19 protein-coding genes are annotated in these 25,251 nt (G+C 48.5%); 9 read left to right on the top strand and 10 right to left on the bottom strand.

From position 1 onward, the window contains the following. Positions 1-126: 126 nt before the first annotated feature. The 8 genes from ACFSUC_RS03735 to ACFSUC_RS03770 all read left to right on the top strand — a co-directional run bounded on the left by ACFSUC_RS03735 (position 127) and on the right by ACFSUC_RS03770 (position 11,121). A complete protein-coding gene (locus ACFSUC_RS03735) occupies positions 127-2,304 on the top strand; it encodes an NAD-dependent epimerase/dehydratase family protein (protein ID WP_379928144.1) in 2,178 nt (725 codons plus the stop codon). After that, positions 2,297-3,181: a hypothetical protein gene (locus tag ACFSUC_RS03740; protein ID WP_379928145.1), complete on the top strand. Its 885-nt coding sequence runs from the start codon at positions 2,297-2,299 to the stop codon at positions 3,179-3,181. The genes ACFSUC_RS03735 and ACFSUC_RS03740 overlap by 8 nt, the downstream gene beginning before the upstream one ends. 23 nt (positions 3,182-3,204) lie before the next feature. After that, a complete protein-coding gene (locus tag ACFSUC_RS03745) occupies positions 3,205-5,100 on the top strand; it encodes a DUF2194 domain-containing protein (RefSeq protein WP_379928146.1) in 1,896 nt (631 codons plus the stop codon). Continuing rightward, positions 5,097-6,512, top strand: coding sequence for a GT4 family glycosyltransferase PelF (gene pelF, locus ACFSUC_RS03750; RefSeq protein WP_379928147.1), 1,416 nt, complete (start codon positions 5,097-5,099; stop codon positions 6,510-6,512). The genes ACFSUC_RS03745 and pelF overlap by 4 nt, the downstream gene beginning before the upstream one ends. Before the next feature lie 3 nt (positions 6,513-6,515). Beyond that, positions 6,516-7,931 (top strand): exopolysaccharide Pel transporter PelG, encoded by a 1,416-nt coding sequence (gene pelG, locus ACFSUC_RS03755; RefSeq protein WP_379928148.1) that lies wholly within the window; start codon positions 6,516-6,518, stop codon positions 7,929-7,931. Then, positions 7,918-9,651: a CotH kinase family protein gene (locus ACFSUC_RS03760; RefSeq protein ID WP_379928149.1), complete on the top strand. Its 1,734-nt coding sequence runs from the start codon at positions 7,918-7,920 to the stop codon at positions 9,649-9,651. Before pelG ends, ACFSUC_RS03760 begins: the two co-directional genes overlap by 14 nt. A 20-nt stretch (positions 9,652-9,671) precedes the next feature. Beyond that, a complete protein-coding gene (locus tag ACFSUC_RS03765) occupies positions 9,672-10,376 on the top strand; it encodes a polyphosphate polymerase domain-containing protein (protein ID WP_379928150.1) in 705 nt (234 codons plus the stop codon). Between the two features lie 73 nt (positions 10,377-10,449). After that, complete coding sequence (locus ACFSUC_RS03770; protein ID WP_379928151.1) at positions 10,450-11,121, top strand: DUF4956 domain-containing protein; 672 nt, start codon at positions 10,450-10,452, stop codon at positions 11,119-11,121. Positions 11,122-11,303: 182 nt separating this feature from the next. On the opposite strand, the gene ACFSUC_RS03775 is transcribed toward ACFSUC_RS03770, so the two are convergent. Further along, positions 11,304-13,091 carry a M3 family oligoendopeptidase gene (locus tag ACFSUC_RS03775; RefSeq protein WP_379928152.1) on the bottom strand — a complete coding sequence of 596 codons (1,788 nt, stop codon included), beginning with the start codon at positions 13,089-13,091 and terminating at the stop codon, positions 11,304-11,306. Between the two features lie 64 nt (positions 13,092-13,155). On the opposite strand from ACFSUC_RS03775, the gene ACFSUC_RS03780 reads away from it, so the two are divergent. Continuing rightward, complete coding sequence (locus ACFSUC_RS03780; RefSeq protein ID WP_379928153.1) at positions 13,156-13,359, top strand: YycC family protein; 204 nt, start codon at positions 13,156-13,158, stop codon at positions 13,357-13,359. A 118-nt stretch (positions 13,360-13,477) separates the two neighbouring features. Here the strand turns inward: ACFSUC_RS03780 and ACFSUC_RS03785 are convergent, their stop codons facing one another. From ACFSUC_RS03785 to ACFSUC_RS03825, 9 genes are all read right to left on the bottom strand, one after another. Then, a complete protein-coding gene (locus tag ACFSUC_RS03785; RefSeq protein WP_379928188.1) occupies positions 13,478-14,572 on the bottom strand; it encodes a Gfo/Idh/MocA family protein in 1,095 nt (364 codons plus the stop codon). 247 nt (positions 14,573-14,819) lie between these two features. Then, positions 14,820-15,956 (bottom strand): glycerate kinase, encoded by a 1,137-nt coding sequence (locus ACFSUC_RS03790; protein WP_379928154.1) that lies wholly within the window; start codon positions 15,954-15,956, stop codon positions 14,820-14,822. Between the two features lie 16 nt (positions 15,957-15,972). Then, on the bottom strand, positions 15,973-17,772 hold the full coding sequence (locus ACFSUC_RS03795; RefSeq protein WP_379928155.1) for an alpha-amylase family glycosyl hydrolase: 1,800 nt from the start codon (positions 17,770-17,772) through the stop codon (positions 15,973-15,975). 87 nt (positions 17,773-17,859) lie between these two features. Further along, positions 17,860-19,077 carry a CdaR family transcriptional regulator gene (locus ACFSUC_RS03800; protein ID WP_379928156.1) on the bottom strand — a complete coding sequence of 406 codons (1,218 nt, stop codon included), beginning with the start codon at positions 19,075-19,077 and terminating at the stop codon, positions 17,860-17,862. A gap of 79 nt (positions 19,078-19,156) precedes the next feature. Next, on the bottom strand, positions 19,157-19,975 hold the full coding sequence (locus ACFSUC_RS03805; RefSeq protein ID WP_379928157.1) for a carbohydrate ABC transporter permease: 819 nt from the start codon (positions 19,973-19,975) through the stop codon (positions 19,157-19,159). Between the two features lie 13 nt (positions 19,976-19,988). Beyond that, complete coding sequence (locus ACFSUC_RS03810) at positions 19,989-20,903, bottom strand: carbohydrate ABC transporter permease (protein WP_379928158.1); 915 nt, start codon at positions 20,901-20,903, stop codon at positions 19,989-19,991. Positions 20,904-21,028: 125 nt separating this feature from the next. Further along, positions 21,029-22,369 (bottom strand): ABC transporter substrate-binding protein, encoded by a 1,341-nt coding sequence (locus ACFSUC_RS03815; protein WP_379928159.1) that lies wholly within the window; start codon positions 22,367-22,369, stop codon positions 21,029-21,031. Between the two features lie 147 nt (positions 22,370-22,516). Further along, positions 22,517-23,521 carry a LacI family DNA-binding transcriptional regulator gene (locus ACFSUC_RS03820; RefSeq protein ID WP_379928160.1) on the bottom strand — a complete coding sequence of 335 codons (1,005 nt, stop codon included), beginning with the start codon at positions 23,519-23,521 and terminating at the stop codon, positions 22,517-22,519. A gap of 51 nt (positions 23,522-23,572) precedes the next feature. Further along, positions 23,573-24,970, bottom strand: coding sequence for a glycosyltransferase (locus tag ACFSUC_RS03825; protein WP_379928161.1), 1,398 nt, complete (start codon positions 24,968-24,970; stop codon positions 23,573-23,575). Positions 24,971-25,251 lie beyond the last annotated feature (281 nt).

Below are 25,251 nucleotides of genomic sequence, written 5' to 3' on the forward strand. Positions count from 1 at the left end.
AACTTTTTAGTCGTTTCCAACCAAATCATTGACTAAAGTCCTAGCTTTCTTTACAATTCAAGAAAAGATCAACACGTCCATTTCATCAGATTCTGGCTTATTTCATATACAGAAAGGGAAATTTCCTTGAATGTTCTAATTACTGGAGGCTATGGCTTCATTGGGTCTTTCGTCGCAGAAAGATTTTTCAAAGAAGGCTACAAAATCTATATCATAGACAATTTATCCACGGGCCACAAAGAAAATGTGACGATCCCGCATCATTTCTATGAACTGGATATAACGGATTCGAAATGTGAAGAGGTATTTCGGAGCGTTCAGTTTGATGTGGTTGTTCACCTGGCTGCGCAAACCAATGTGCATACGTCCATCGAACACCCTTATCAGGATACGCACGCCAACATTTCCGGTCTGGTACATATGCTCGAATTATCCAGCAAGCACCATGTGCGGCGATTCATGCTGGCCTCTTCCGCAGCCGTTTATGGCAACTCTTCTCAACTGCCTTTGCAGGAAGACCACCTGTGTGACCCGCTGTCTCCGTATGGAATGAACAAGCTGCTAGGGGAATATTACACGCAGAAGTGGAAGCAGATTTATCAGCTGTCCTCGCTATGCTTTCGTTTTTCCAACGTATATGGACCGCGGCAGACGAGCAGTGCAGAAGGCGGCGTAATCTCCATTTTCATGGATCGCCTGCAACGAAACGAAGAGATTCAGGTCTATGGTGACGGGGAGCAAACGAGAGATTTCATCTACGTTGAGGACGTAGCCGATGCGATCTTCAAGGGTGCCAAGAGCACAGCGGAAGGCGTACTCAATTTGTCTACCAATTCAGAGACGTCCATTAACGAGTTGCTGGAGAAACTTTCACAATTCAAAACGATCCATCAAACCTCGTATCTGGACCCGAAACCGGGCGATATCTATCAATCCAGATTAGACAACCGGCAAATTGTGAAGACGCTGGATTGGGTTCCTCTTTATGATTTGGACAAAGGGTTGAAGAAAACCTTTGAATGGCAGCGAGGAACAAAGGCTGCCGGTAAAAAAAAGACGCAGGCAAAAAAAAAAGAACCCATCCATAAAAAAATCAAATGGCTTCCCTATATAGAGAACCTGGTGATTTTTATTTTGCTGTGCTGGTTCACCATGGCCAATCATCACTGGGTACAGCACACCTTCATTGATTACAAGATCATTTATATTATTTTTATTTCCGTTCTGTATGGTACCCGTCAGTCTCTGATTTCCGTACTGCTCAGCATCGGGTTGTATTTCTATGAGCGCCTGGATTCAGGCAGGGAGCTGGTTTCTCTACTCTATGATACCGATGCCCTGTTCAACATTGCCATCTATCTTTTCTTTGGACTGCTTATTGGCTACTCTACGGACAAACGAAGAGCCGATGTGGAGTATGCGCGTGAACAGCTGGAGAACGAAAAAGAAAGATATCATTTTCTGAATCGGGTCTATCGGGACACGCAGGTGGTCAAGGAAGAATTGCAGTCTCAAATCATTCATAATGAGGAAAGTCTGGGCACCATCTATAGCATCATCAAGGAATTGGAGCTGTTAGAACCGCAACAGGTGCTGCAATCATCGGTGGAAGTGCTCGAAAAGATTACGAAATCCAGCCAGGTTTCCGTCTATTCCATTAATGAGGATCAATATTATTTGCGCTTGATGGCCAAATCTCAGGCACTGGCTTCGAACCATCCACGCTCCATCAAGGTAGAGAATGAACCTTATCTGAAAAAGGCGATTGAGCAACGCATCATCTGGATGAACAAGACACTGGATCCTGATTTGCCGATGTATATCATTCCGATCGTCTATGAGAATCGGGTTACCTCCGTCATCTTCGTGCACCAGGTTGCCTTTCAGCACTTTTCCCTTTACCGGGAGAATGCCTTGATCGTGACGAGCAAGCTGATTGCCACTTCACTTTCAAGAGCGATCCAGTTCGAGACCACGAATGCCAATGAAAAATATATGCCGGGCACCAAGATCATCCTTGAACCCTACTTCACCAGCATGCTCGCCAACATGCAGGAGGGGAAGCGCAAGCAGCTCGTGACCTTCACCTTGCTGCGAATCATCCGGACATCGCTTTCCGAACAGGCTGTTGGACAGCTTCTTCACAAAATGCTCAGAGACACAGACGCCTTTGGCTATTATCACGGCGCCATTTGCATTTTACTGCATAACACAAACCCGGATGAAGCCGATATTGTCATCCAGCGCCTCGAACATTCCCGTATTTTCGTTGAAATGATGAGTGAGGATCGATTATATGCATGAATACGTCATCATCGTCTACTATATACTCGCCCTCATTTATATTGTGCTCTTCCGTCTAGTCAAGCGATCACCTGTAAAAGTAGCGATTAGTTTACTCATTCCGTATATCGGATTGCTGTTTGCCATCTGGATGCATGTGTCGGAAAGAGGCAAGCCCGCTGTCAAAGTAGCAGACTGGATGAAAGAACTCGAAGAAGAAATGCGACAGGAGAGACAAAGCAACCCCTATATTGTGTCAGAGGATGTACAACGGGAAATCAATATTGTGCCCTTGACGGAGGCTCTCTCCATGTCCACTCCATCGGTCCGACGCCGACTGCTGCTTGATGCACTGAAAAACGATGCAATCAAAAATGTCTCGCTGCTTGAAGCTGCGATCGAGAATGAAGATACGGAAACCTCCCATTATGCGGTGACCGCTGTTACCAGCTTTCGCGGACAGTTGATGATGGAGATCCAGAAACTGGCGGTTCATTATGAACAGAACAAGCAAGATGTGACGGTGTTGAAGCAGTTCGCTTCTTCCCTGGACACATTTTTGCAAAGCCGCTTCATTGATCGCAGTACACGAAAGCAATATCAGGCATTGTACGCAGAGGTGTTGCAACGTCTGATCGATACCGGAGAAGCCGAGGAAAAACATTTCACTCATAAAATTCGAAATGACATTGTGCTGTCCAACTATGCGGATGCCCGAGAAGCAAGTGAACGTTACCTGGAGCAGTTCCCGCTCAGTGAAGAAGCCTATCTGCTTCAGCTTGAGCTGTATTATGTGCTTCGATCGAAGGATGAATTTGATCAGACACTTCACAATTTGAAGGCTTCTCCAATCAAATTGACCAATGAAGCCTTGACGACGATTCGATACTGGATGTGAATGAAGTGAGGGAAGTGAGAGAGATGAGCAAAATAAAACGCAATCTGGAATCAAAAAATATATGGATTATGGTCGCCATCGTATTGATTCTCATCCTCATTATCGAGCTGTCCAGATCATCCTATTTGATTACCTGGAACGACCAGTTAAACAAGATTGAACGGTATCATCCGGACAAGGTGGTCCATGCCCTCTCTGGCGAAGAGAAAGAAGAGATGGCAACGATCCAACAGCGCTATGCCATTATTCATCAGCCTGGTCATCCCTATAGCGATGCAGCTACCGAACATGTAGAGCAGGTTATGTCCTACATGAAGAAATCTACGCAACTGGTTCCCGTTACGGAACTGGCGAGCTTCAATCCCGCTTCCTATGACATGCTGATCATTACAAGCCCAGACGTGACTGAGTATTGGGGCCTGACAGAGCTGATTGCGTACGTCCAGGACGGGGGCGATGTCTTTTTTACCGATCTGCCTGCCCGAAATGACCAGTTCCACGGATTATATCGTTTTCTAGGTATGTATGACTACGGCGAATGGATGGAGACTACGGGCGTCTCGTTCGCCAAAAACATCCTGCTGAACATGGCGGGAACTTCATTCCAGGAAGCTTTCTTGCTTAACGTCTCGCTGAATGTATATCTGGATAAAGAAACGGAAGTCTGGATGACTTCAAATGACAATATCCCTTTGCTCTGGCATACACCATACGGAGAAGGGAGCTTTACCGTATTCAACGGACAGATCCTCCAGGAAAAGCTTAGCCGCGGCCTCATTGCCGGAACGCTCAGTTTTATTCAACCCGATTTCATCTATCCCATTCTCAATGCGAAGATCATGTACCTGGATGACTTTCCGGCGCCATACTCCGGTGTGATTGACAGAAAGAATAAAAGTCAGCAAGGCTCACTCCAAATTTATGATCATTATGGACGGGCCATGACGAGATTTATCAAGGAAATATGGTGGCCGGATATCATCGCAATGGGAGACCGGTACAATTTAAAATACACGTCTGTGTTCATACAATCCTATCAGAATCAGGTAGAGCCTCCCTTTTCATCCCCAGTAGATGAGAATATGAGCAACCTGGTTATCTATGGCCGGGATATCCTCAAGCAGGGTGGCGAAATCGGCCTGCACGGCTATAATCACCAGTCTCTCGTAACGAGCAAACGCATCGCCAACTTCTTTGACTACAAGTCCTGGAAGTCTGAAGCAGAGATGTCTCTTGCCATCAAGGAGGCGCTTCAGCATTTCAGACGTTCCTTTCCCGATTACGCGATCCAGACCTATGTCCCGCCTTCCAATGCACTCGACGAGACGGGAAGAGATGCCCTCAAGGCCAGCTGGCCGGAGTTGACGAATATTGCTTCGCTCTATAATGAAGACTACAGCCGTACCGCATATATTCAGGAATATGAAGTGGCGGAAGATGGATTGATTGAACTCCCTCGGTTAACTTCGGGCTTTGAGAACAGCGAGTTCAATCAGTGGTCAGCCATCAATGGACTTACGACAATCGGGATCTTCTCTCATTTCTTCCATCCCGATGATATCACTGATTTTGATCATCGGAATGCGGAGCGAAAATCATGGGACGATCTAAAAGCCGACTTTGAAGCCTTTATTTCTCTTTTCTCCAATCAATATCCTTGGCTCAACCCTATGACCTCTGCTGAAGCAGCCATTGCACTGGAGAAGCATCTCGAAACGGAGGTCTATTTCCATCAAACGAATGAACGCATTCAAATCTATCTGAATGATTTCTCTGAACAACAGACTATGACCTTCATCCTTCGAACAGATAAAGAGATTCGCGAAGCGATCGATTGTACGGTTCAGAAAATTGATGATCAGACGTATCTGGTAGAAACAACGAAAGCCAAATCTGAAATAAAACTGGTGGTATCATGAGAATATGCATATTGGCAGAGGGCTCTTATCCCTACATTTCCGGTGGCGTTTCAAGCTGGGTGCACAGCCTGATTCGCGCCATGCCTGAGCATGAATTTATTATTTATGCCATCGGCGCAGAAGCATCCAAGAAAGGTCAGTATCGTTATGAACTGCCTGACAACGTCATCGAAGTCCGGGAAGCCTTTCTTGATGATTACAAATCTGAAGCCGCGACTTGGGGGAAGAAATTTCGCCTTGGTGATAAGGGTTCGGAGCATTTCCTGCAGATTCTGCGCAACGATCTTCAGATTGACTGGGCGTCCTTTTTTGACACGATGGAAACGATTAAGAAAAAAAGCTCTACCGAGTTTCTGATGAGTCTCAACTTCTATGACATGATTCAGGAGCTTGCTCTTACCCAATATTCACAGGTTCCCTTCACAGAGCTATTCTGGACGGTGCGCTCTATGCTGCTGCCCATGCTTCAGCTGCTGAGAGATGATATGCCGGAAGCGGATTTGTACCATAGCGTATCCACCGGATATGCAGGCTTGATGGGGGCGTATGCCAAGTACCAGCACCACAAGCCTTTTTTGCTGACAGAGCACGGAATCTATTCCAGGGAAAGAGAGGAAGAAATCATCAAGGCCGACTGGGTGAAAGGCTACTTCAAAGACCTCTGGATTCAATACTTTTATTCGCTGTCCGGTTGTGCCTATCAGTTGACCGATGAGGTCATTACCCTCTTCCATCGCAATAAGGAGATTGAAGTAGAACTGGGGTGCGAGGAAGACAAAATCAAAATCATTCCCAATGGCGTGAACGTTACCTTTTTTGAAGATATCGCTCCTCCTACAGAGGAAGACAGGCAATTCATCAATATCGGCGCCTTCATTCGGGTCGTGCCTATCAAAGATATCAAAACGATGTTGCACAGCTTTCAGGTCGTACAGCGTGAAGTGCCGAATGCCCGCTTCTATGTCATGGGGCCTTACGAGGAAGACCTCCAGTATTACGATGAATGTCTGCAACTGGCCAAATCTCTGGATTTGCAAAACGTCATATTCACAGGCCAGATCCCGATCAAGGCGTACATGGGGCGCATGGATATCTTGACGCTGACTAGCATCAGTGAGGGACAGCCGCTGGCCCTGCTGGAGGGAATGGCGGCAGGCAAGCCATTTGTCACCACTGATGTCGGTAGTTGCAAGGAATTGATCTACGGCAAGGACGATCCCTATGGTCCAGCCGGCATGGTGGCACCGGTCATGCACTATGAACAGATTGGACAAGCTCTGATCGAACTTTGCCGGAATCCCGAGCTTCGCACACAATACGGACTGAACGGACTGAATCGGGTAAAGAGCAACTATACGATGGACAGCTTTATCTCTCAGTATAAAGCACTCTATCAGCAATTAGGAGGTTAAGGTATGGCTGGAATTGGTTTTGAACTTAGAAAGCTATACCGCAAAGAGGGCTTACTGCAAAAGGTTCGGGCCTTTGCTTTCACCTCATTTATCACCGTAGGTCCCTTGATCTCCTGTATTTTCATGATTTTGGGCGTGCAAGGCTTGTCGCTTCAAACGGGGGTTGATTTTGTAGAGCGAGAGCTCATCCATGTTTCGATGGTCTATGCTTTTATTTTTTCTTACCTGATTACCAGCATTGTCAATATGTTCATCACCCGCTATCTGGCTGATCGGTTGTTCACAAAAAATTACACCCATCTCATTTCGACATTTTACGGATGCCTGTGTCTGTGCCTGATCGCCAGCAGCCTGGTGGCCCTGCCCTTTATCCTGATGAAACTGGCACACTGGAAGCTCATTCTACCAGCCTTCCTGTTCTATCAGGAGCTCGTGATTATCTGGCTGGCTTCTACCTATGTGACAGCCGTGAAACATTACAAATCGATCGTGCACGCGTACTTGATCGGCGTTTTCCTTACCTTGACCAGTCTGTTTGTTTGCGTGCATTACTTTGATATCCATCAAGCACAACACCTGCTTTACTGCTTTGTATTTGGCTTTCTGTTCACGGCTGGCTGGCTGCTGCACCGGATCGATCGCTTTTTTCGGACAGACGAAGATTCGCCGGTATCCTTTCATTTTCTGTCCTATCGCAAGAAATTTCACAGCTTGATCGGCTCCAGCTTTTTTCTTGCGCTCGGTTTGTATGTTCATCAGTTCATGTACTGGATTGCGCCAACCTATCAATACCCGATTCAGAACATTTACTATGTCTCCAATTTTTATGATCTGCCCGTTTTTTACGGGTTTATCACCGTCATCCCGTCTATGGTTATCTTCGTTATGAGTGTGGAGACGGCTTTCTATCCCAAGTATCGAAAATACTATGACACGATTATTGAAAAGGGCACCATTCTGGACATCAATCAAGCCAAGCACGAAATGAACAAAGTGCTGATGCAGCAGTTGACTCTTATGATGGGCATCCAGTTAATTGTCTCGGTCATTTGCCTGGCTCTAGGTATTCGATTCTTGCCAAAGCTCGGCTTCACCTCCTATCAGATCGATACCTTCACGGTGCTGGTGCTGGCCTTTTACATGTTCATCGTTTTCTCCACCATCTGTCTGTTGCTGCTGTATTTCGATGATCGCATGGCGGTATTCAGGCTGACGCTGCTGTTTTTTGTTTCCACGGTGGTGCTCACCTGGGTCAGCATGTACCTGGAACGACATGGACTCGGATTTTTCCTGTCCTGCTTTCTGTCATTTGCTGTTGCGTATCGGCGACTTGCCCATATCTCCAGTCACATTCACTATTACACGTTCAGTGCCCAGCCGCTGTTATCCAAAGAGGGGGATTCAAGTGTTCAATCGTAAACTTATGCCAGCCGTCCTCATTTGTACGTTGCTGCTTAGCGGATGCTGGAATCAAAATCTCGCACCGGACTCGGCCAACGATCAGGCTCAATCCGACCAGAATGATCTGGGAATCCCGGATTCTGAGCCCTTTGTACCCAAACTCACAGATGATCGAATGGTATACGAGCGTGACAGTGATGGTGTCATCCAGTTGTATGTCACCGTCACGCCTGAGAATCTCAAGGAACAGCCACCCAAACGGTTTGAGATACTAAACCAGATCACCAATACCATAGATACGGAGAAAACCGTGTTTAAAGCGATCTTTCAGGAAGGGGATCTGGAGGGAGTGAAGGCCGGATACTTTGAATCCGGTCAAACGGTAGCCAATGCGACCATTACCACCCGGGGAAGATCTACCATGCGGGCGCCTCAAAAGTCCTACAAGATCAAGCTGATGGACGAGACCGGTTACTGGAGAGAGCAGAACAATCTCAACCTGAACAAGCATCCCTATGACATTACCCGCTTTCGCAACAAGCTCAGCTTCGATTACTTTGAACTCATCCCGGATCTGACAAGCCTGCGAACCCAATTTGTCAGCCTGCACATCAAGGACCTGACATCGGACGTAGCAGCGGATCGCTCGTTTAAGGAATACGGACTGTTTACCCAGGTGGAACATCCCAATAAATCCTTTCTGAGAACGCATGGTCTCGACCCAAATGGTCATTTATACAAAGCCAACAACTTTGAATTCTTCCGTTATCCCGAACAGATCAAGCTCAAATCCGACCCCGGCTATGACAAAGATGTATTTGAAACTGTTCTGGAGATCAACGGAAGTCAGGATCATGCGAAGCTCATCGACATGCTCGAGGACGTCAATGATCCCTCTCAAAATTTCAACGAGGTCTTTGACCGCTATTTTGATGAAGACAACTATCTGACCTGGGTAGCCGTCAATATTCTCTTTGACAACATGGACACCAATTCCCAGAACTTCTTGCTCTATTCTCCATTGAATTCAGAAAAATGGTTTTTCCTGCCTTGGGATTATGACGGAGGATGGGGATTTTCCATCTTCGATGAAGAGGAAGCCCAGGAGCTTTCAATTTGGGAGCAGGGAATTGCTAACTATTGGGGAACGATTTTGCATCAAAGGTATTTCAAAAAACCGGAGCATATCGAGCTCCTCATCCAAAAGATGAACGATCTGCTGAAGATCGTAACCGAAGAACAGACCCAGCAGTTTATTGATCAATATTATCCCGTTGTCAAAGCCTATATTTCACGCGAACCGGATGTCACCAAGCTGCCGGGCACCCTGGCTGAATTCGAAGAAACCATCAAAAAAATTCCGCCTTTGCCGAGACAACAGCTGGAAGACTTTCTGGTCAATCTGGAGAAACCGATGCCCATCTACCTGGATAACATCAGGGTGGAAAATAACCAGCATGTGTTCTCCTGGGATTATTCCTATGATCTCCAGGGAGATCGGCTGGCGTATACGTTTGAATTAAGCAAGTCGCCTGATTTCTCTTCTGTTCTGACCTCCAAGAAGTTGACCGAAAACCATATCGAGCTGGATTTGCTGCCCAGCGGTACGTATTATTGGCGGGTCACCATTCAAGATGAGAAAGGAAACATCATGCTCCCGTTCGATGTGTATCAGGATGTTGAGGATCGGCTCTATTTTGGCGTAAGAGAAATTCATATCGAACCTTCATCCCCATAAACCGAAGCAGGAGGCGCGACATGAAATTTGCAAATAAAAATCTCCGCCATGAATTAAAGTATTACCTGCATGATTTTGAGTACCATACACTCCGAACCAAGACCAGAGGACTGTTGTCCCTGGACCCCTATTCACAGGGTCCGGAAGGCTATCATATTCGCAGCTTGTATTTTGACAGTCTCAAACAGTCCTCTTATTACGAGAAGATCAACGGAATCTTCCATCGCAAGAAGTATCGCATCCGGATCTATAATCGCTCCGATGCATACATCATGCTGGAGAGAAAAAGCAAGTACAATGAGTTCATTTGCAAGGAATCGTCACGGCTTACCCGACCGCAATATGAGATGATTCTCAATGGCGAAATCGAATTTCTGCTAAAGGGCGATACCCTCCAGCAAGAGTTCCATGCTGATCTGAAGGACGGGCACATGAAGCCCTCCATCATCGTTGATTACATTCGCGAGGCCTATATCTACCCGATTTCTAACGTGCGAATTACGTTCGACAAAGAATTAAGTGCAGGAATCAATACCGTCGATATCTTCGAACCCGATATCGTAACCAACGAAATTCTGGAGAAGGAACGGCTGATCATGGAAGTCAAATTCAATTCGTTTATGCCTTCCCACATCCAGTCGATGATTGACCTGAACCGGTTCCAGCGTTCAGCGATATCCAAATATGTGTTGTGCCTGGCCAAAAAAATGTACGGTTCCTACTAGACAGCTGCCTGGACCGATCGTCGCAGACGCAAATCCAAATGGTGTGAGTATCAGTTAAAGGAGATCTGAGTGGATGGTAAATTTTCAGGATGTTATCAAAGACAAATTTCTAGATCTAAATGCTTTCGGTTCTCTTACCCTTGTTGATTTTTTACTGGGACTTTTTATTTCTTTCCTGATCGGAATGTTTATCTATTACGTGTATTCAAAATGCTTCCGGGGCGTGGTGTACAGCCATAATTACAACATCTCCTTCGTTCTGATCACCATGATCACCACCATGATCATTATGACCATCAGTACCAATATCGTCCTCTCGCTCGGGATGGTAGGCGCCTTGAGTATCGTGCGGTTTCGTACGGCGGTGAAAGACCCGCTGGATATCGTGTACATGTTCTGGGCCATCGCGGCAGGCATTGCCACAGGTGCCAAGCTCTATCCCGTTGCCATCATCGGTTCCATCGCTGTCGGCATCGTCATTGCCTGGCTGTCGCTGAAGCGCGCTCGCAATTTTCCTTATCTGCTTGTCATTCATTATCGGTCGGAAGCACACGAAGTGGTATTGAAAACCATCCGAACGCTGAATTCCAGACTGAAATCCAAAACCGTTCGTAAAGATTTGATCGAGATGACGGTAGAAGTGAACCTGAAGGATGACAATACAGCCTTTATGAGTCTGCTACAGGATCAGGAAGGCGTCATGGATGTGTCCCTGATCAGTTACAACGGGGATTATGCCATTTAATCTCTTCTCCTGTTGCCATTGACCTGTAGATACAAAAAGGACGATTCCCGTTCAACGAGATATCGTCCTTTTTGTGTGCCTGTTTGAATTGCGAAGTTGCGGAGTCGCGGAATCATGCGGTCCAAGGAGTCACCGATTCATTGAACCGAGAAGTGATGGAACGGATGTGCGAGGCGACGCATTCATTGGGTTAATGCCAGAAATTCATCCAGATCTCGTGCTGTCAACGCAATGGCTGCCTCCCAGAAACCTGGATGCGTCAAATCCACGCCCAAATGCTTCATCGCCAGGTCTTCCACCTTCATGATGCCCGTATCCCTGAGCAATGCGATATAGCGTTCCTCAAACGCCTCGCCCTGCTTCTCCGCTTCGGCATACAGACCGGCACTGAACAAATAGCCAAACGTATACGGAAAGTTGTAAAAAGGCACATCGGTCAAATAGAAGTGAAGCTTCGACGCCCAAAAATGCGGATGTTCATCCTGAAGCGCGTCTGCATAAGCCTCCCGCTGGGCAACCATCATCCATTCATTCAGTTCTTCAGCAGAAACAACCCCCTGCTTGCGCTTCTCATAAAACCGGGTCTCAAACAAGAAGCGGGCATGAATGTTCATATAAAACGCAACCGACCGCTGCAGCTTCTCGTCGAGCAGGCTGATTCGCTCCTCCTCGCTGTCCGCTGCCTTCACCGCTGCATCAGAGACGATCCATTCTGCAAGTGTGGATGCTGTCTCCGCGACATTCATCGCATAATTTTGGGCAAGTGGCGGCAGATCATCCATCACATATTGATGGAAGCCATGACCGAGCTCATGCGCCAGGGTAGACACATTGGACGGACTGCCGTCAAAGGTCATAAATATGCGGGTTTCCTCACTCTCTGGAAAGGACGTGCAAAATCCGCCCGGACGCTTGCCGCTGCGGTCCTCCGCTTCGATCCATCCCTCTTCAAAAGCCATCTCGGCAAAAGTAGCCAGCTTCGGCATCTGCTTGCCAAACTGCGCCACGATAAAAGCGGCCGCCTCATCATACGAATAGGTCTTGCTGGCTTCACCGACCGGAGCATCGACATCCACCCAGCTCAGCTTATCCTTGCCAAGCAGCTTGGCCTTCCGTTCCAGATAAGGCAGAAAGCGTGACTTCTGCTCCGAAATGACCTGCCACATGACTTGAAGCGTCTGCTCACTCATGCGATTCATATGCAGCGGCTCCTGCAGCACCTCCCAATTCCGATGCTTATACATATTCAATCGGTAGCCCGCTACCCGATTCAGGGTATCGGCAAACAAATCGGCATGCTCGCCCCACACCCGCTCCCATTCTGCAAACATGCGTGAGCGAACTGCTTCCTCTTTGCTGCCGAGCTTGTTTGCCGCCTGACCCGCGGAAAGCTGAACCGGCTTGCCATCTTCCTCCCACTGAAACGACAGGCGGCTGACAATCGTATTATAATGCTCCGCCCAGCCATGATATCCGTCAAGCGCCAGATCCTGAATCAGTGCTTCCTTGTCCGCATCCAGTTTCATGGCTGCCCATTCTCTGCGTTCCATGACGGGATACGTAATGTCCGAGAGTCCTGCGTCTGCCAGTAGCTGCTTGAGCTGAGATGCTTCCGTTTTCAGCAGCCATTGATCAAACCGGTTCAGGGCATTCTCATACTCCGCCAGCAGTTCCTTCATTTTACTGCCCAGCCGAACTGCTTGATGATCCTTCATATCATTGGAAGACAGACAATCCGCAAAGGATATCCCCTCCAGCAGTCGGCTTTGCAGGGATTGCAACTGATCCGTCAATGGCTCCAGCTGCTGGGCCAGCTGTTCAGCTGAGCCCTCAATTTGCAGCATGCCTGCAAAAGTATTCAGATCCTGCTGCAACTCGGACAGAAAGGCCTGGAAGCTCTCCGAGGCACTGCCTCCTTCAAAGATACGATCCAAATTCCAGCGTTGTGGCAATGGATGGTTCAACGTCATCCCTTCTTTCATTGAATGTATTCGATTCCGTTTGCTATACTGGGGAGAGAAAAGGAGTGATCATATGAGACCCTTGCAAATCTCGCCCGATACCGCTCAGAAACTGGCAAAAGCGCTCGGTGTTCCTCTTGAGCACCTCATGCATATGCCTCAGCATATTTTACTGCAAAAGCTGGCCGAATTAAACCAGCAGGCAAGTGAAAATGAACCTGAAAACGGAACCGAGAAAGCCGCTCCCCCAGATTCGCAAGAAGACTCCAAGCTTTAAGACTGCGCAAAAGCCTGCACGCAGATGCAAATGTGCGGACAAAAAAACTCCTCTTTTCTATGACAGCGAATCGATCTCACTGTTCACGAAAAGAGGAGTTTGCTTCGTTCAGGTTGCTTTATTCTTTATTCCGCTGATCAAATCGACCTGTATAATCCATCGTGCTGCCCGATTTCAGAGGAAGCGTAATACGCTTTCCTTCGGCAGCAGATTGATAAATGGCCAGCACCAGCTCGACCGCCTTTTTTCCATCCTCAGCCGTAACATACGGCTCCCGATCCTGTTCGATCGCTTCCTTCACATCTTCATAGAGACGCTCATGGCCAAACCCGTATACATTTGGCGGCATCTCCTTGTACAGGTTCCGAATGGCATCCGGGTCATCTTGGCCATCCGAGAAGTGCCATTCCTCAATCAGATTCACCGATTTTCCGCCTGCCTTTGCCGTACCTTTCACACCGGAGAGATACAAGGTTTCCTCGAGATCGAGCGGATACGTGTTCGCCGTGCCTTCCACCAGTCCATAGCCGCCATTTTCGAATAAAATCATAGCCAGACCAATATCCTCTGCCTCTATATAGGGATGATTCAGATTATCCGTTAGTCCGATTACCTCTTTCACTTCATCCCCCATCATCCAGCGCAGCAGATCAATATTGTGGATGCACTGGTTCATCAATGTACCGCCATCGAGCTCCCATGTTCCGCGCCAGTCAGCCTGGGCATAGTAGCTCTCGTCTCTATACCAGCGTGTGGTGGCTGTTCCATACATCAAACGGCCAAACCGTTCTTCCTCCACCGCTTTCCTCACTTGCTGCACTGCTTTATTGAAACGGTACTGATGACAGGCACTCACCTTGACTCGGTGCTTGTTTGCCAGCTCTATAATTTGATCTGCATCCTCGATAGAGAGGGCGATCGGCTTTTCAATAATGAGATGAATGCCCGCCTGAATACAATCTATGGCAATGCTCGCATGTCGTCCACTGTCTGTGCATATGGCGATCAGATCAACCTGTTCCTCCCGAATCAGTTCCCGATAGTCGGTATAGCATGACGTCGTTTCAGGCAGATCGAACTGCGCGGCGACCCCTGCCATTTTCTTCGGATCTGTATCGCACAACGCCACTACCTTCATCTGATTTTCGATGGCTGCCGCAATATGATTTGGAGAGATTCTGCCACAGCCGATGATTGCATATGTCAACCCCATGTCCTCACCCTGTCTCTTCAAAAGCACAATCCCTCTGAATGATTGCGCTTTCAACTTATTTGTATGTTGTATCCGCTATTTTACATGATGGATCGACACGAGACAATGAGAGAGGCTACCGAATGCTTTCAATATTTTACGATCACGACAACCGCACCATCCCGATCACGATCATAAGCGATAAAAAAACCCTCTTGTTCATCTCGATTCCCTTATCAGGAATCTGTATAAACAAGAGAGTCTATGTCTATCTATATACCAGTCGCAACGTTTCCATCAGTCTGGCGCTGGCTTCATACAATAGTGCTTCTCCCTCACGGATTGCCTCGTCCAGCCCCATCGGCCGGTCTACAATTGGACAGACGAGTGCAAGACCTTCCTGCTGAAAGGTCGTCATCTCACCGGACATCTGACCGGTAAAGGCGACAACGGGAACCTCGTATGGTCGGGCAAGCCGGGCAATGCCAACCGGAACTTTGCCGTAAAGGGACTGTGCATCCATTCGGCCTTCCCCCGTGATCACCAGATCTGCTGCCGCAATGCGTTCCTCCAGACGAGACCATTCACTCATCAGCAGAAGCCCGCTCTTCATCTCTACTTTCAGTAGCGACAGCAGTGTAAATCCAAATCCCCCCGCTGCCCCGCTTCCGGCGGCATGGATATAGTCCGTGCCTGTGGTCATACTCATCACCTGGGCATAATGGGTCATCGCTTTCTCAAACGCCGAGAATTCTTCTTCTCTTAGCCCTTTCTGCGGTCCAAATACCACCACTGCACCTTCATTTCCAAGGAGCGGATTCGTGACATCCGAAGCAATCTGAATACGCGTATGCCGGAGTCTCGGGTCCAGTTCTGCCACATCGATCTGTTCGACCTCACCCAGTTTCCCCCCGCACATATTCAGCTCTTCACCCTTGGCATTGGCAAAGCGAACGCCCAGTGCCTGAAAACAGCCCGTCCCGGCATCCACCGTTGCGCTGCCTCCGATCCCTAGCACGAGCGTTTCCGCTCCGTGATCCAGCGCTGCCTTGATCAACTGACCGGTGCCATAGGTGGAAGTCAGGAAGGGATTCCGCTCGTCTGCGGTCAGCAGCGGCAAACCCGAGGCGGCTGCCGTCTCGATTACCGCCGTTTTGCTCGCGGCCAACCAGCCATAGCAAGCCGTAATCGGACGACCAAGCGGGTCCAACGCAGGTACTGTCACTCGTTCCCCACCGACCGCAGCCAAGATGGCATCCACCGTGCCTTCCCCGCCATCGGCCATCGGAATTTGCACAATTTCGAGCAACGGGTCCACCGATCGGAAACCCGCTTCAATTTGATTCGCTGCTGCCGTGCTCGACATCGAGCCCTTGAACGAATCCGGTGCGACGACGATCTTCATTCGGCTTCCTCCTCTCCTATTGATTCAGCCACATGACTTGATAAGGCTCAAGTGTAAGCGATATTCGATCAGCTCCACACTCCACGACGTTGCCGGTCATGAGATCTGTTGCAGTCTCTGAAGCTGTCAATCCCAGTTCCTGAGCGGATCGTTCCAGCGTGACCTGCTCATCACTGACATTGATCAGAACAGCGACGGCTTCGTCCCTATCCGGAGACGTTCTCAATAAGGAAAACACGCGATCATCGAGCATGAGCACCTTCTGCTCCCCGTTCGGATGGAACGCTTTCGATCCCTGTCGCATAGCAATCAGCTTTTGGAAGGAGGTGAACACGTCATGGCGAAGCGATCCTTCACGGTCCAGTTCCGCCTGAACAGCCTTTCGCTCCAGCTTCTCCCGGTTAATCGAGCGGTTGCGACCTGTCTTCTTCACACCCTCCAGGTCATTTTGGGAACCGAGCAAGCTGTGAATGTAGATGCCAGGCACGCCCTGCATGGACAGCAGGATGGACTGGGCAGCCATAAATCTCGCCACTCTCATGTCCTGCTGTTCCTCAGGCGCTGACAGTGCATCCATGTAGTTAATATTCAGCTCATACGGACTCTTCGTGCCATCCCCATTATCCTTGTAGGAGACAAAGCCGCCATGCTGCTGCACCTTGTCCACCATCGCCTGGACCTCTTCCTTCGTCAGCAGACCTTCCACAGGACGAACGCCAATCCCGTCATGCGAAGCCAGGAAGTTGAAAAATGACGTTTCAGCTGTCGTCGGCTCCAGTGAATCTGCCCATTCAGACAGCTTGCGGGCACGGCCCGTTTGCAGTGCGTGCAGGGTGAGCGGGGGCAGCGGAAATTGATAGACCATGTGCGCTTCATTGTGTCCGTTTCCGAAATAGCTAATATTCTCCTTGTGCGGCACATTCGTTTCGGTAATCAGGATTGTACCTGGGGCAGCGGACTCCAGCACATCACGCATGACCTGGATCAATCTGTGGGCTTCCTCGAGATGAATACTGGTCGTTCCGAGCTTCTTCCACATGAATCCGATCGCATCAAGGCGAAGAAAACGGGCTCCCCGGTCTACATACATCAGTAAGATACGCAGAATATGCAGCAGAACCTGTTCATTCTCATAATTCAAGTCGATCTGATCATCGCTGAACGTCGTCCAGATATGCTTGAGACCGTTTGCCGTCTCAAATGGTGTCAGCAATGGCAACGCTCGCGGACGAGTGACAGAACGGTAGTCTTCATTCGGGTCTGCTTCGATAAAATACGAGGCAAATGCCGGATCGCCCTTCAAATACTGCTGAAACCATTCACTCTCTTGCGAAATATGGTTGATGACCGCGTCAAACATGAGATGGTAGTCTTCATGAAGCTTGAGAATGTCTGACCAGTTACCGAGTGCCGGATCCACCTGCTCATAGTCGATAACCGAAAATCCGTCATCCGAAGAATACGGATAAAACGGTAATAGATGAACATTTGTAAGCTTGTCTTTCATATTGTCATTCAGGAATCGATGCAAGCTGCTTAGCGGACTCTCTCCTTCTTCCCGGATGGAATCCCCGTACGTAATGAGCATCACATCCTGCTCATCGACCCATTGTTTCGCGGGTTTGGCCTGGACATCCTCCAGCATGTCCGCGATGGCTTCATACGTTTTGTGTGCCTTTTCCTCTCCATATACAAAGGTTAAGTTGTCCAGGATGCGGGCTCGCTTGCTCTCAGTCAAATGAATCTCTCCCATGGTCATCACCTTTCTCTCTCTTTCCTGTCCGTCTTCGGACGGCCCGATATCTATCGAAATCACGTTTTCATACTTCCATCGTAATGCATTCGATGGGGACGATCTATAGAACCGGAAACAAAAAAAGGGACGGCGCCCTTTTCTTTTTTGTTATCCGTACCAACTGGCCTCATTCAGATCACCAAACGCATGCATGGTCATCGCGACATAGAGTAACACGGCATCTTCCAGCACGCGCGGATCGTACCCTGTCCATTCCTTGATCTTCTTCAGGCGATACTGCAATGTATTCTTATGAATAAACAATTGGTTGGCGGCCTCATTAATCGACTGGTTGCACGTGAAAAATACGCGAAGTGTCTCCAGCAGCTGCTCCTGATTGGCGTTGCGGTTCAGCCTGAGCATCCGCTCGATGAAGTCCTCCCTGGTTTCCCTGGAAATCTCCGAGATAAATGATTCCAGTCCCATTTCATCATAGAACTTGAGGCGCGGTTCGGCTGTTTTGGCAAAAGACACCGCCCGATCTGCTTCCCTGAATGATCTGGAGATGCCGGATAGTCCTTCGAGATATCTGCCGGCCCCGCATGCCGCTTCAAAGCCGTGCTGGTTGGAAATGTAACGGAGGATACGTGCCACATCAAAACGAATGCGTTCTTTTTGTTCCTCCAGCGATTTCTCCGGGTTGACCGGCAGCAGCACGGTGTACTTCGAGCTTCCGGTACTGACCGCGATCGCTTCCTTTTGCGGTCCGAAATACCGAATGATCGTATCGAGGATAGCCTTGCGTGTCCGCTGAATTTCCAGTTCACCCCTCACATCCCCCTGGTGATGCTTAAGATGGTCATAGACGACCTCGCTAAACTGAAGCAGATCAAACACGAGCACGATCCGAGGCAAATACACGTTGATCTCCATCATCCATCCGCGAGCGGCGAACAGCTTGTCATCCTGCCAGTTTCCCGCCACCCATTCGTCAATAAAGGACTTCCTCGCCTGCTGTTCCAGCTCCAGCTGTTGATCGAGATACGCTTCTTTCACCAGAATTTCAGTCATTTTCTGAATGACTTCACCCAATTGAAGCACCTCTGTCTCGGAACCGGTAATCCCGATCACGCCCACAATCTGGTCCTTGAGGTAAACGGGGAGGTTCACTCCGGCCTTCACCCCTCTTACCGGATCGTCCTCGGTAATCATCACTTTTTGTTTGGTGCGCAGCACTTCTTGTGCGCCTTCATGAAAATCCCCGATGCGAGCCTGATCAATACTCGCAATGATCTGGGCCTCGCTATTCATAAAATTGACATTGCGCTTAATGACCTTCTCCGTCTCTTCCACAATGGATTGGGCCATTTCTGATGAAACCAGCATCTCGATCACCTCCGTTCTAAAAAATAAGGGCTGACTCCGCTTGCCGCAGAGCCAACCGCATGGACTGAATAACTTGAAATTACCCTTTTACCGCCCCGTCCATGATGCCTTTGATGAAAAAGCGTTGCAGACCGATAAACAGAATGACAACCGGCACGATGGTGAGCAGGTTGGCCGCCAATATTTGCGACCATGGAATGGCTACACTTTCCGAAGACAGCATGGCAAGCTTCAACGGAAGCGTATACTTGTCTTCACTTTGCAGCAACACGAGCGGCATGGTGAAGGAATTCCAGTTGTTGACGAACTCAATGATAATCAAGGTGGTTACCGCTGGCTTGATGAGCGGGGCAATGATCTGGAAGAATATTCGAAACTCTCCACACCCATCAATACGCGCCGCCTCAATCAGCTCATCCGGAATATCATCCATATACTGCTTCATGAAGAAGATACCAAAGACCGTCACACTGAACGGCAAGATCAAGCTGTGCAGCGTATCATACATACCAAGCTTGATGATGATGAAATATAGCGGCAGCAGCAGGGCTGGCGGCGGCACGGTCATCGTACCGACCAACACCATGAACATGATGTCCTTGCCGTAGATGTGCTTTTTGGAAAGCGCATAGGCCGCAAAGGTTGAAAACATGGCAATCAAAATCGTGGTCGACGTGGACACATAAATGGAATTGAAAAAGGTTTGGGTAAAATCCAGCCGACTCCAGATTTCGGCGAAATTGCTCCACTGAAACGATTCCGGCCAGAAAGTGGGCGGAAAACGAGTGATCTCCGCGTCACTCTTCACACTTGAAACAAATAGCCAGTATAGTGGCATCATGAAGATCAGACAAAGCACCCACATGACGATTTGCAAGCCGATTGCTCTTTTTTGCATACCGATCCCCTCCTTATCCGAGGCGTTTGTCTACCGCACGCTTTTGAATGACGGTAACAATGATGACAATGATAAATAAAATGTAAGACATGGCGGAAGCCGAACCAATCCGGTAATATTTGAACGCTTCATTATAGATGAGGAACGGCACTGTCGTGGTCGAATCCCCCGGACCTCCGCCGGTCATGACGAAGATTTCCTGGAATACATTCAGCGTATCGATCATGAGCAGCACGCTGACCACGAGTGTAATCCGGCTCAACATCGGCCATGTAATGAGCCAGAAACGCTGAAAGGCATTGGCTCCGTCGATATCGGCGGCCTCATACAAGCTCTGCGGAATGTTCTGCAGGCCAGCCAGATAGATCAGCATGAAATATCCGACTTTTTTCCAGGCACTCATCACCGCAATAACGGGCATCGCAAGCAATGAATTGGAGAGCCAGTTCGGTCCATCTATGCTGAATTTCATTAAGACGGCGTTAATCATCCCCTGCTCACCATTGAAGATAAACAGGAAGATCAGACTCGCACTGACTACCGAAATAATATAGGGAATGAACAAAACCGTGCGAAAGAAATTGACGCCGGGTATTTTTTGAGTTAGCAATACCGCCAGCAGCGCTGCTGCCATCAGGGTAATCGGAATATAGATCAGTCCGAAGTAGGCGGTGTTGAATAACGCCTTGATAAACAGTTCATTCTGGAAAACCTCGATATATTGGGACAGGCCGACAAATTCACCTGGAATTTCAAACAGGCCGGAATTCTTGAGCTCCAGCGGCTTGATCTCCTTGAAGCTGACGATAAATGCCCACACAATCGGATAGATCAAGAACAACATCAGAATCAGCATGGCCGGCAAAATAAACATATAGCCGCTCCAATCCAGCCTGATTCGATTTTTATTTTTTCTCATCACACTCATACTTCCACCACCTTTATCGAAACTGCTGCTGAATATGGCAGCGTACTGGCTGGCCCTGCCAGATCCATGGTCTGCGGTAAAAGGAGAGCACCAACCGTCAAGCGCGTCGGTGCTCTATATTCTCTCTATTTAGCTAGTAATTTATTTCCTTTTTCCTCAATGGTACTTAGAACCTCATCGACCGATTTGCTGCCCGTGACGAGATTGTTCAGCTCACTCTGATACACTTCTTCCTCTACTCTCACCCAGGAGTCTGTCGGAGAAGAGATGCTCGGTGTCTTCAGACCTTCAATAAAGACGAGGAATTCAGGATGCTCCTTGAAATATTCAGCATCTGCCAAATCCTTGCGCATTGGCACACGGAACGGATAGAAATTGCCGTCCTCTCCTTCTTCACCCAGCATGATCATTTCCTGCGCTTCCTTCGTTCCCAGGAATCGAATCAGCTCCTTGGCTGCGGACTCTTTGTCTTCGTCAATGCCATCTGGAATAGACAGCATGTATGGACCAAGGTCGGAAGCAGTGCCTGCTGCGCCAGCTGGAGCCAACGCGGCATCCACCTCAAACGGGTTGCCATTTTTCCAGATATCTGTAATGCCCCATGGTCCCTGGAATTCCATCGCTACAATTCCGTTACGGAAATCGGCCATGACGGCACCGCCATCTTTATTGCTTGTATCCGGAGGCGCAACTTCATCGACCAGCTTTTTATAGAAAGCGAGGGCTTCCTTGCCTTCCGGTGAGTTCAATGCAACCTTGTACTCCTCACCATCCTGCTTCACCAGTTCTCCACCTGCCTGGGAAACAAACATATTTACCAACCACGTAATATCGTGGTGCTGCTTGCCTACGAGACCGATGCCATACTGATCCAGTTTGCCGTCACCGTCTGTATCTTTCGTCAGTTTCTTGGCCGTTTCATACAGCTCGTCCCATGTGGTCGGTGGTCCGTCGATGCCTGCTTCTTCAAACATGGTTTTGTTGTACACGAGCTGAATGGTATGTCCCAACCAAGGGAATCCGTATAGTTGTCCCTCTACAGACCCAAGGTCAATCAACTGATCATAGAAATGCTGGGATTCTTCCTGAAAGTCTTCTGTCAAATCCACAAATGCACCCTCTGAACCCAAACTCTTCACTTCGCGATAAGGCACTTGCAGCAATTCCGGTGCTTCTCCGCTTAGTACCTGGGTCAGCAGTTTCTGATTGTTCTGAGTGGAAGCCACAAGCTGAACATCGATATGCTCATGCTGTTTCTCAAACTCATCCACGATCTTCTGGATAGCCTGACCGCGACCGGAATCCGTGTCCCAAGCAATCTGCATACGAATGGATACGTTCTCCTTCTGTCCATTGTCACCTGCGGCTCCGTCGTTTCCATTTTGACCATTGTTATTGCTGCTGCATCCGACCAGGACAAGCACGAATACCATAAACACCGCGAAAATTGAGGTTCTTTTTTTCATTTGAATAGCCTCCTTTTATTGTTTGTCCATTTATGTGCCCATATATTTGCCAACGATGGCAATGTATACGAAAAAACGTTTTGTTACGATCAGATTTGATTTCATTTGATTCGTTTGATCCCATCTGATCGCATTCGATGACATGCACTAGACAGATTCCCGCTCCACGATGGCTGGCTCGATCAGTCTTCGATGAGGTGCTGTGCCTGTCTCACCGAGCCTTTGGAACAAGATTTCCAGTACCGATTGGCTGAATTGCTTCTTGGGCTGATCAATCGTCGTGAGCGGAGGATACATATATGCCCCCATCTTCACATTATCAATACCGAGAACCGCCAGGTCCTGTCCAATCCGCAATCCCTTTTCCTGAACAGCCCGGTAGACACCCAGCGCACGTTCATCACCCGAAATAAACAGGGAGATCGCAGCGTCTTCTTCCAATAACTGCTTCGTTCGCTCATAGGCGGCCTTCATGTCCGAGATGCCGTAATAAATCGCTGGCTCAAGCTGCTTTTCCTCGCAAAACCGTCGAAATCCCTGTGCCCGCTCCTGATTGACCAGGAAATCTTCATTTCCGAGCAGAAAAGCGACATGTTGATAGCCGCGTTCGTACAGATAGCTTGCACCGAGATAGCCGGCCTGTTCATTGTCGAGATCAACAAATGGCGTGTCCGCATGGACCATATCCTTCCCGATGATAACAAAAGGCAGCTCATGCTTTTTCAAGTATTCAATGCGCTTGTCACCATATTTGGAATCAAACATAATGGCCCCGTCACAAAACCCGTTCTTGATAATGAAGAAACCGTCGTTCTCATCCTCTTCAAAACTGTCTGCCGAAGAGGCCGAAATGACCATCCGGTACCCCTTTGCTCGTGTTTCGCGGTACAGCTCCTGAATAATTTCATTATGAAAGGTGCTCCAGTATTGTTCATCATGCCGATCAATGAATACGACGATCTGGTTCGAACTTTTTTCCTTCAGGCGGCGAGCAATGAGATTCGCTTCAAATCCCAGCTCATCAATAACGGCCTGAATCCGTTCTCTCGTCTCTTTCTTCACATTCGGATCATGATTGATGACCCTCGACACTGTGCGAATGGAAATGCCACATGTTTCTGCGACATCTTTAATCGTTACCCGTTTTCTCATTTTCAGTCGTCACCTGTTTCTTTGCCAACGATGGCAATTTCCTGCATGACTTCATGATAGCGATTTCAGTTCGGGTGTGTCAACCTCTTGTTTCTCATTTGCTGGCTCGATCACTTGCGACAAGTAGCCATAGAGTGACTCGTAGGAGTAATAGGTCTTGCCGATGTCAAAATTGTGACTGGTCACTGCTTCGTACCGGCTTCGATCCGTCAGGGTGTCAATCGCAGCCTGCGCCGCTTCCCGAACCCGCTGATCCGCTACCTGAACAAGACCGTTGTCCTGAACCGTATGCGTATTGCCCAAGGATTCAAAGTTGAAATGTTTGGCTTTGATGTCCTTCTCATATACAGGGTATTCATAAATGACCATCGGTTTTCTGGCATAGACCGCTTCCAGCAGCTGATTGCCCCATCCCTCGAGAATGCTCGGATACGTCACATAATCGGCATGGACGTAAGCATCCCACAAGGAGAATGATTTGGTCTCTTCATGCTGAACGCGTTCGTGCTCAATATGGTCATTGACGTATCGAATATCCACGTTCAATTTGGCCGCTTTCTCATTTAACTGCTCCAAATATTGATCAGTCGACTCAGGCAGACCGGCGAATACATATACGATTTTGCTGTCCGCTTCAAATCGTTTGCCATTGTAAAGGCCCTTTTCCTGCAGCGTCTGCAAATATTCCGGCTTTTGCATCTCCGCCACGACATCGATGCCAAGCTCGATCGCCTTTCTCTCTGTAATCCGTGTTGCCTGCAACACCAGCAAATCCTGTTCCTTGACCCCGATTGCTTGACGGAAGTCTGCGTTAAAGTCATCTGCCACCCATGGTTCTCCAGAGAAATCGAAGACATTTGGAACGACTGTCGCCTCAATGCCCCGACGTTCATACAGCTCGGCCTTGGCAATCTCATTGATAACCACATGCTTCACATTGCTGAGATTTGGCGGGAAATAGGTTTCCAGCCACTCCTGAACAAAGCTGCAGGTTGGATGACTGTATCGTTCACGCTCCCAGTAAAAATCATGATGGTGAGCCACAAAGGCGATGCCTGTCCGTTTGGCCGCTTCCGTGAAAGCAATGCCTGCCGGCAGCCCCCACCCTAGAGACCAGATATTGTTCGGAATCATCATATCAATGTGGTGCGTCGTAATGAACTCACACAATTTATGTTCAATCTGCTTGGCAAACGCCAGGATATCTTCTTTCAATGCCTGTTCGGTTAAATAATTTGCTCGTTCATCATACGCATTGTCTACAAACAGATTGTTTCTCGGGTGCTTGTAATGCAGTTCATCGATCACATAGGCGTTCCCGGTACCATGACTCCCTGCCAGAAAGACGACCTCATGTCCCATTTGCTCCAATACCAGCTTCCATTTTTCCATTTCAAGTGAAACACCGTCTGTTTCTCCTACCCTGAAATGGGCTAACGCGATTTTCATAGGTTCACCCCTTTGAGCGTAATTCGATCGATGACTTCATTGTAAGCCAGGCGGTAAGCGTTTTCTATATGTGGTCAAACAAAAATCAGAACCAAACAGCCGCATGATTTGTTACAGATACCAATTGCGGTCAGCTTGGCGCTGCAACGACAAGGGAACAGCTGCCTTTCTATCCGTTCTGTTCGCTCTGAGCTCTCTATTCGCTCTATCCGCTCTGAGAGCCCGCAGTAAAAAAAGAATACAGGGCGCGCAGGCGTCCCCGTATCCTTCTGTCCTCATTT

The sequence above is a fragment of the Marinicrinis sediminis genome (genome assembly GCF_042685085.1).
Classification (GTDB): domain Bacteria; phylum Bacillota; class Bacilli; order Paenibacillales; family KCTC-33676; genus Marinicrinis; species Marinicrinis sediminis.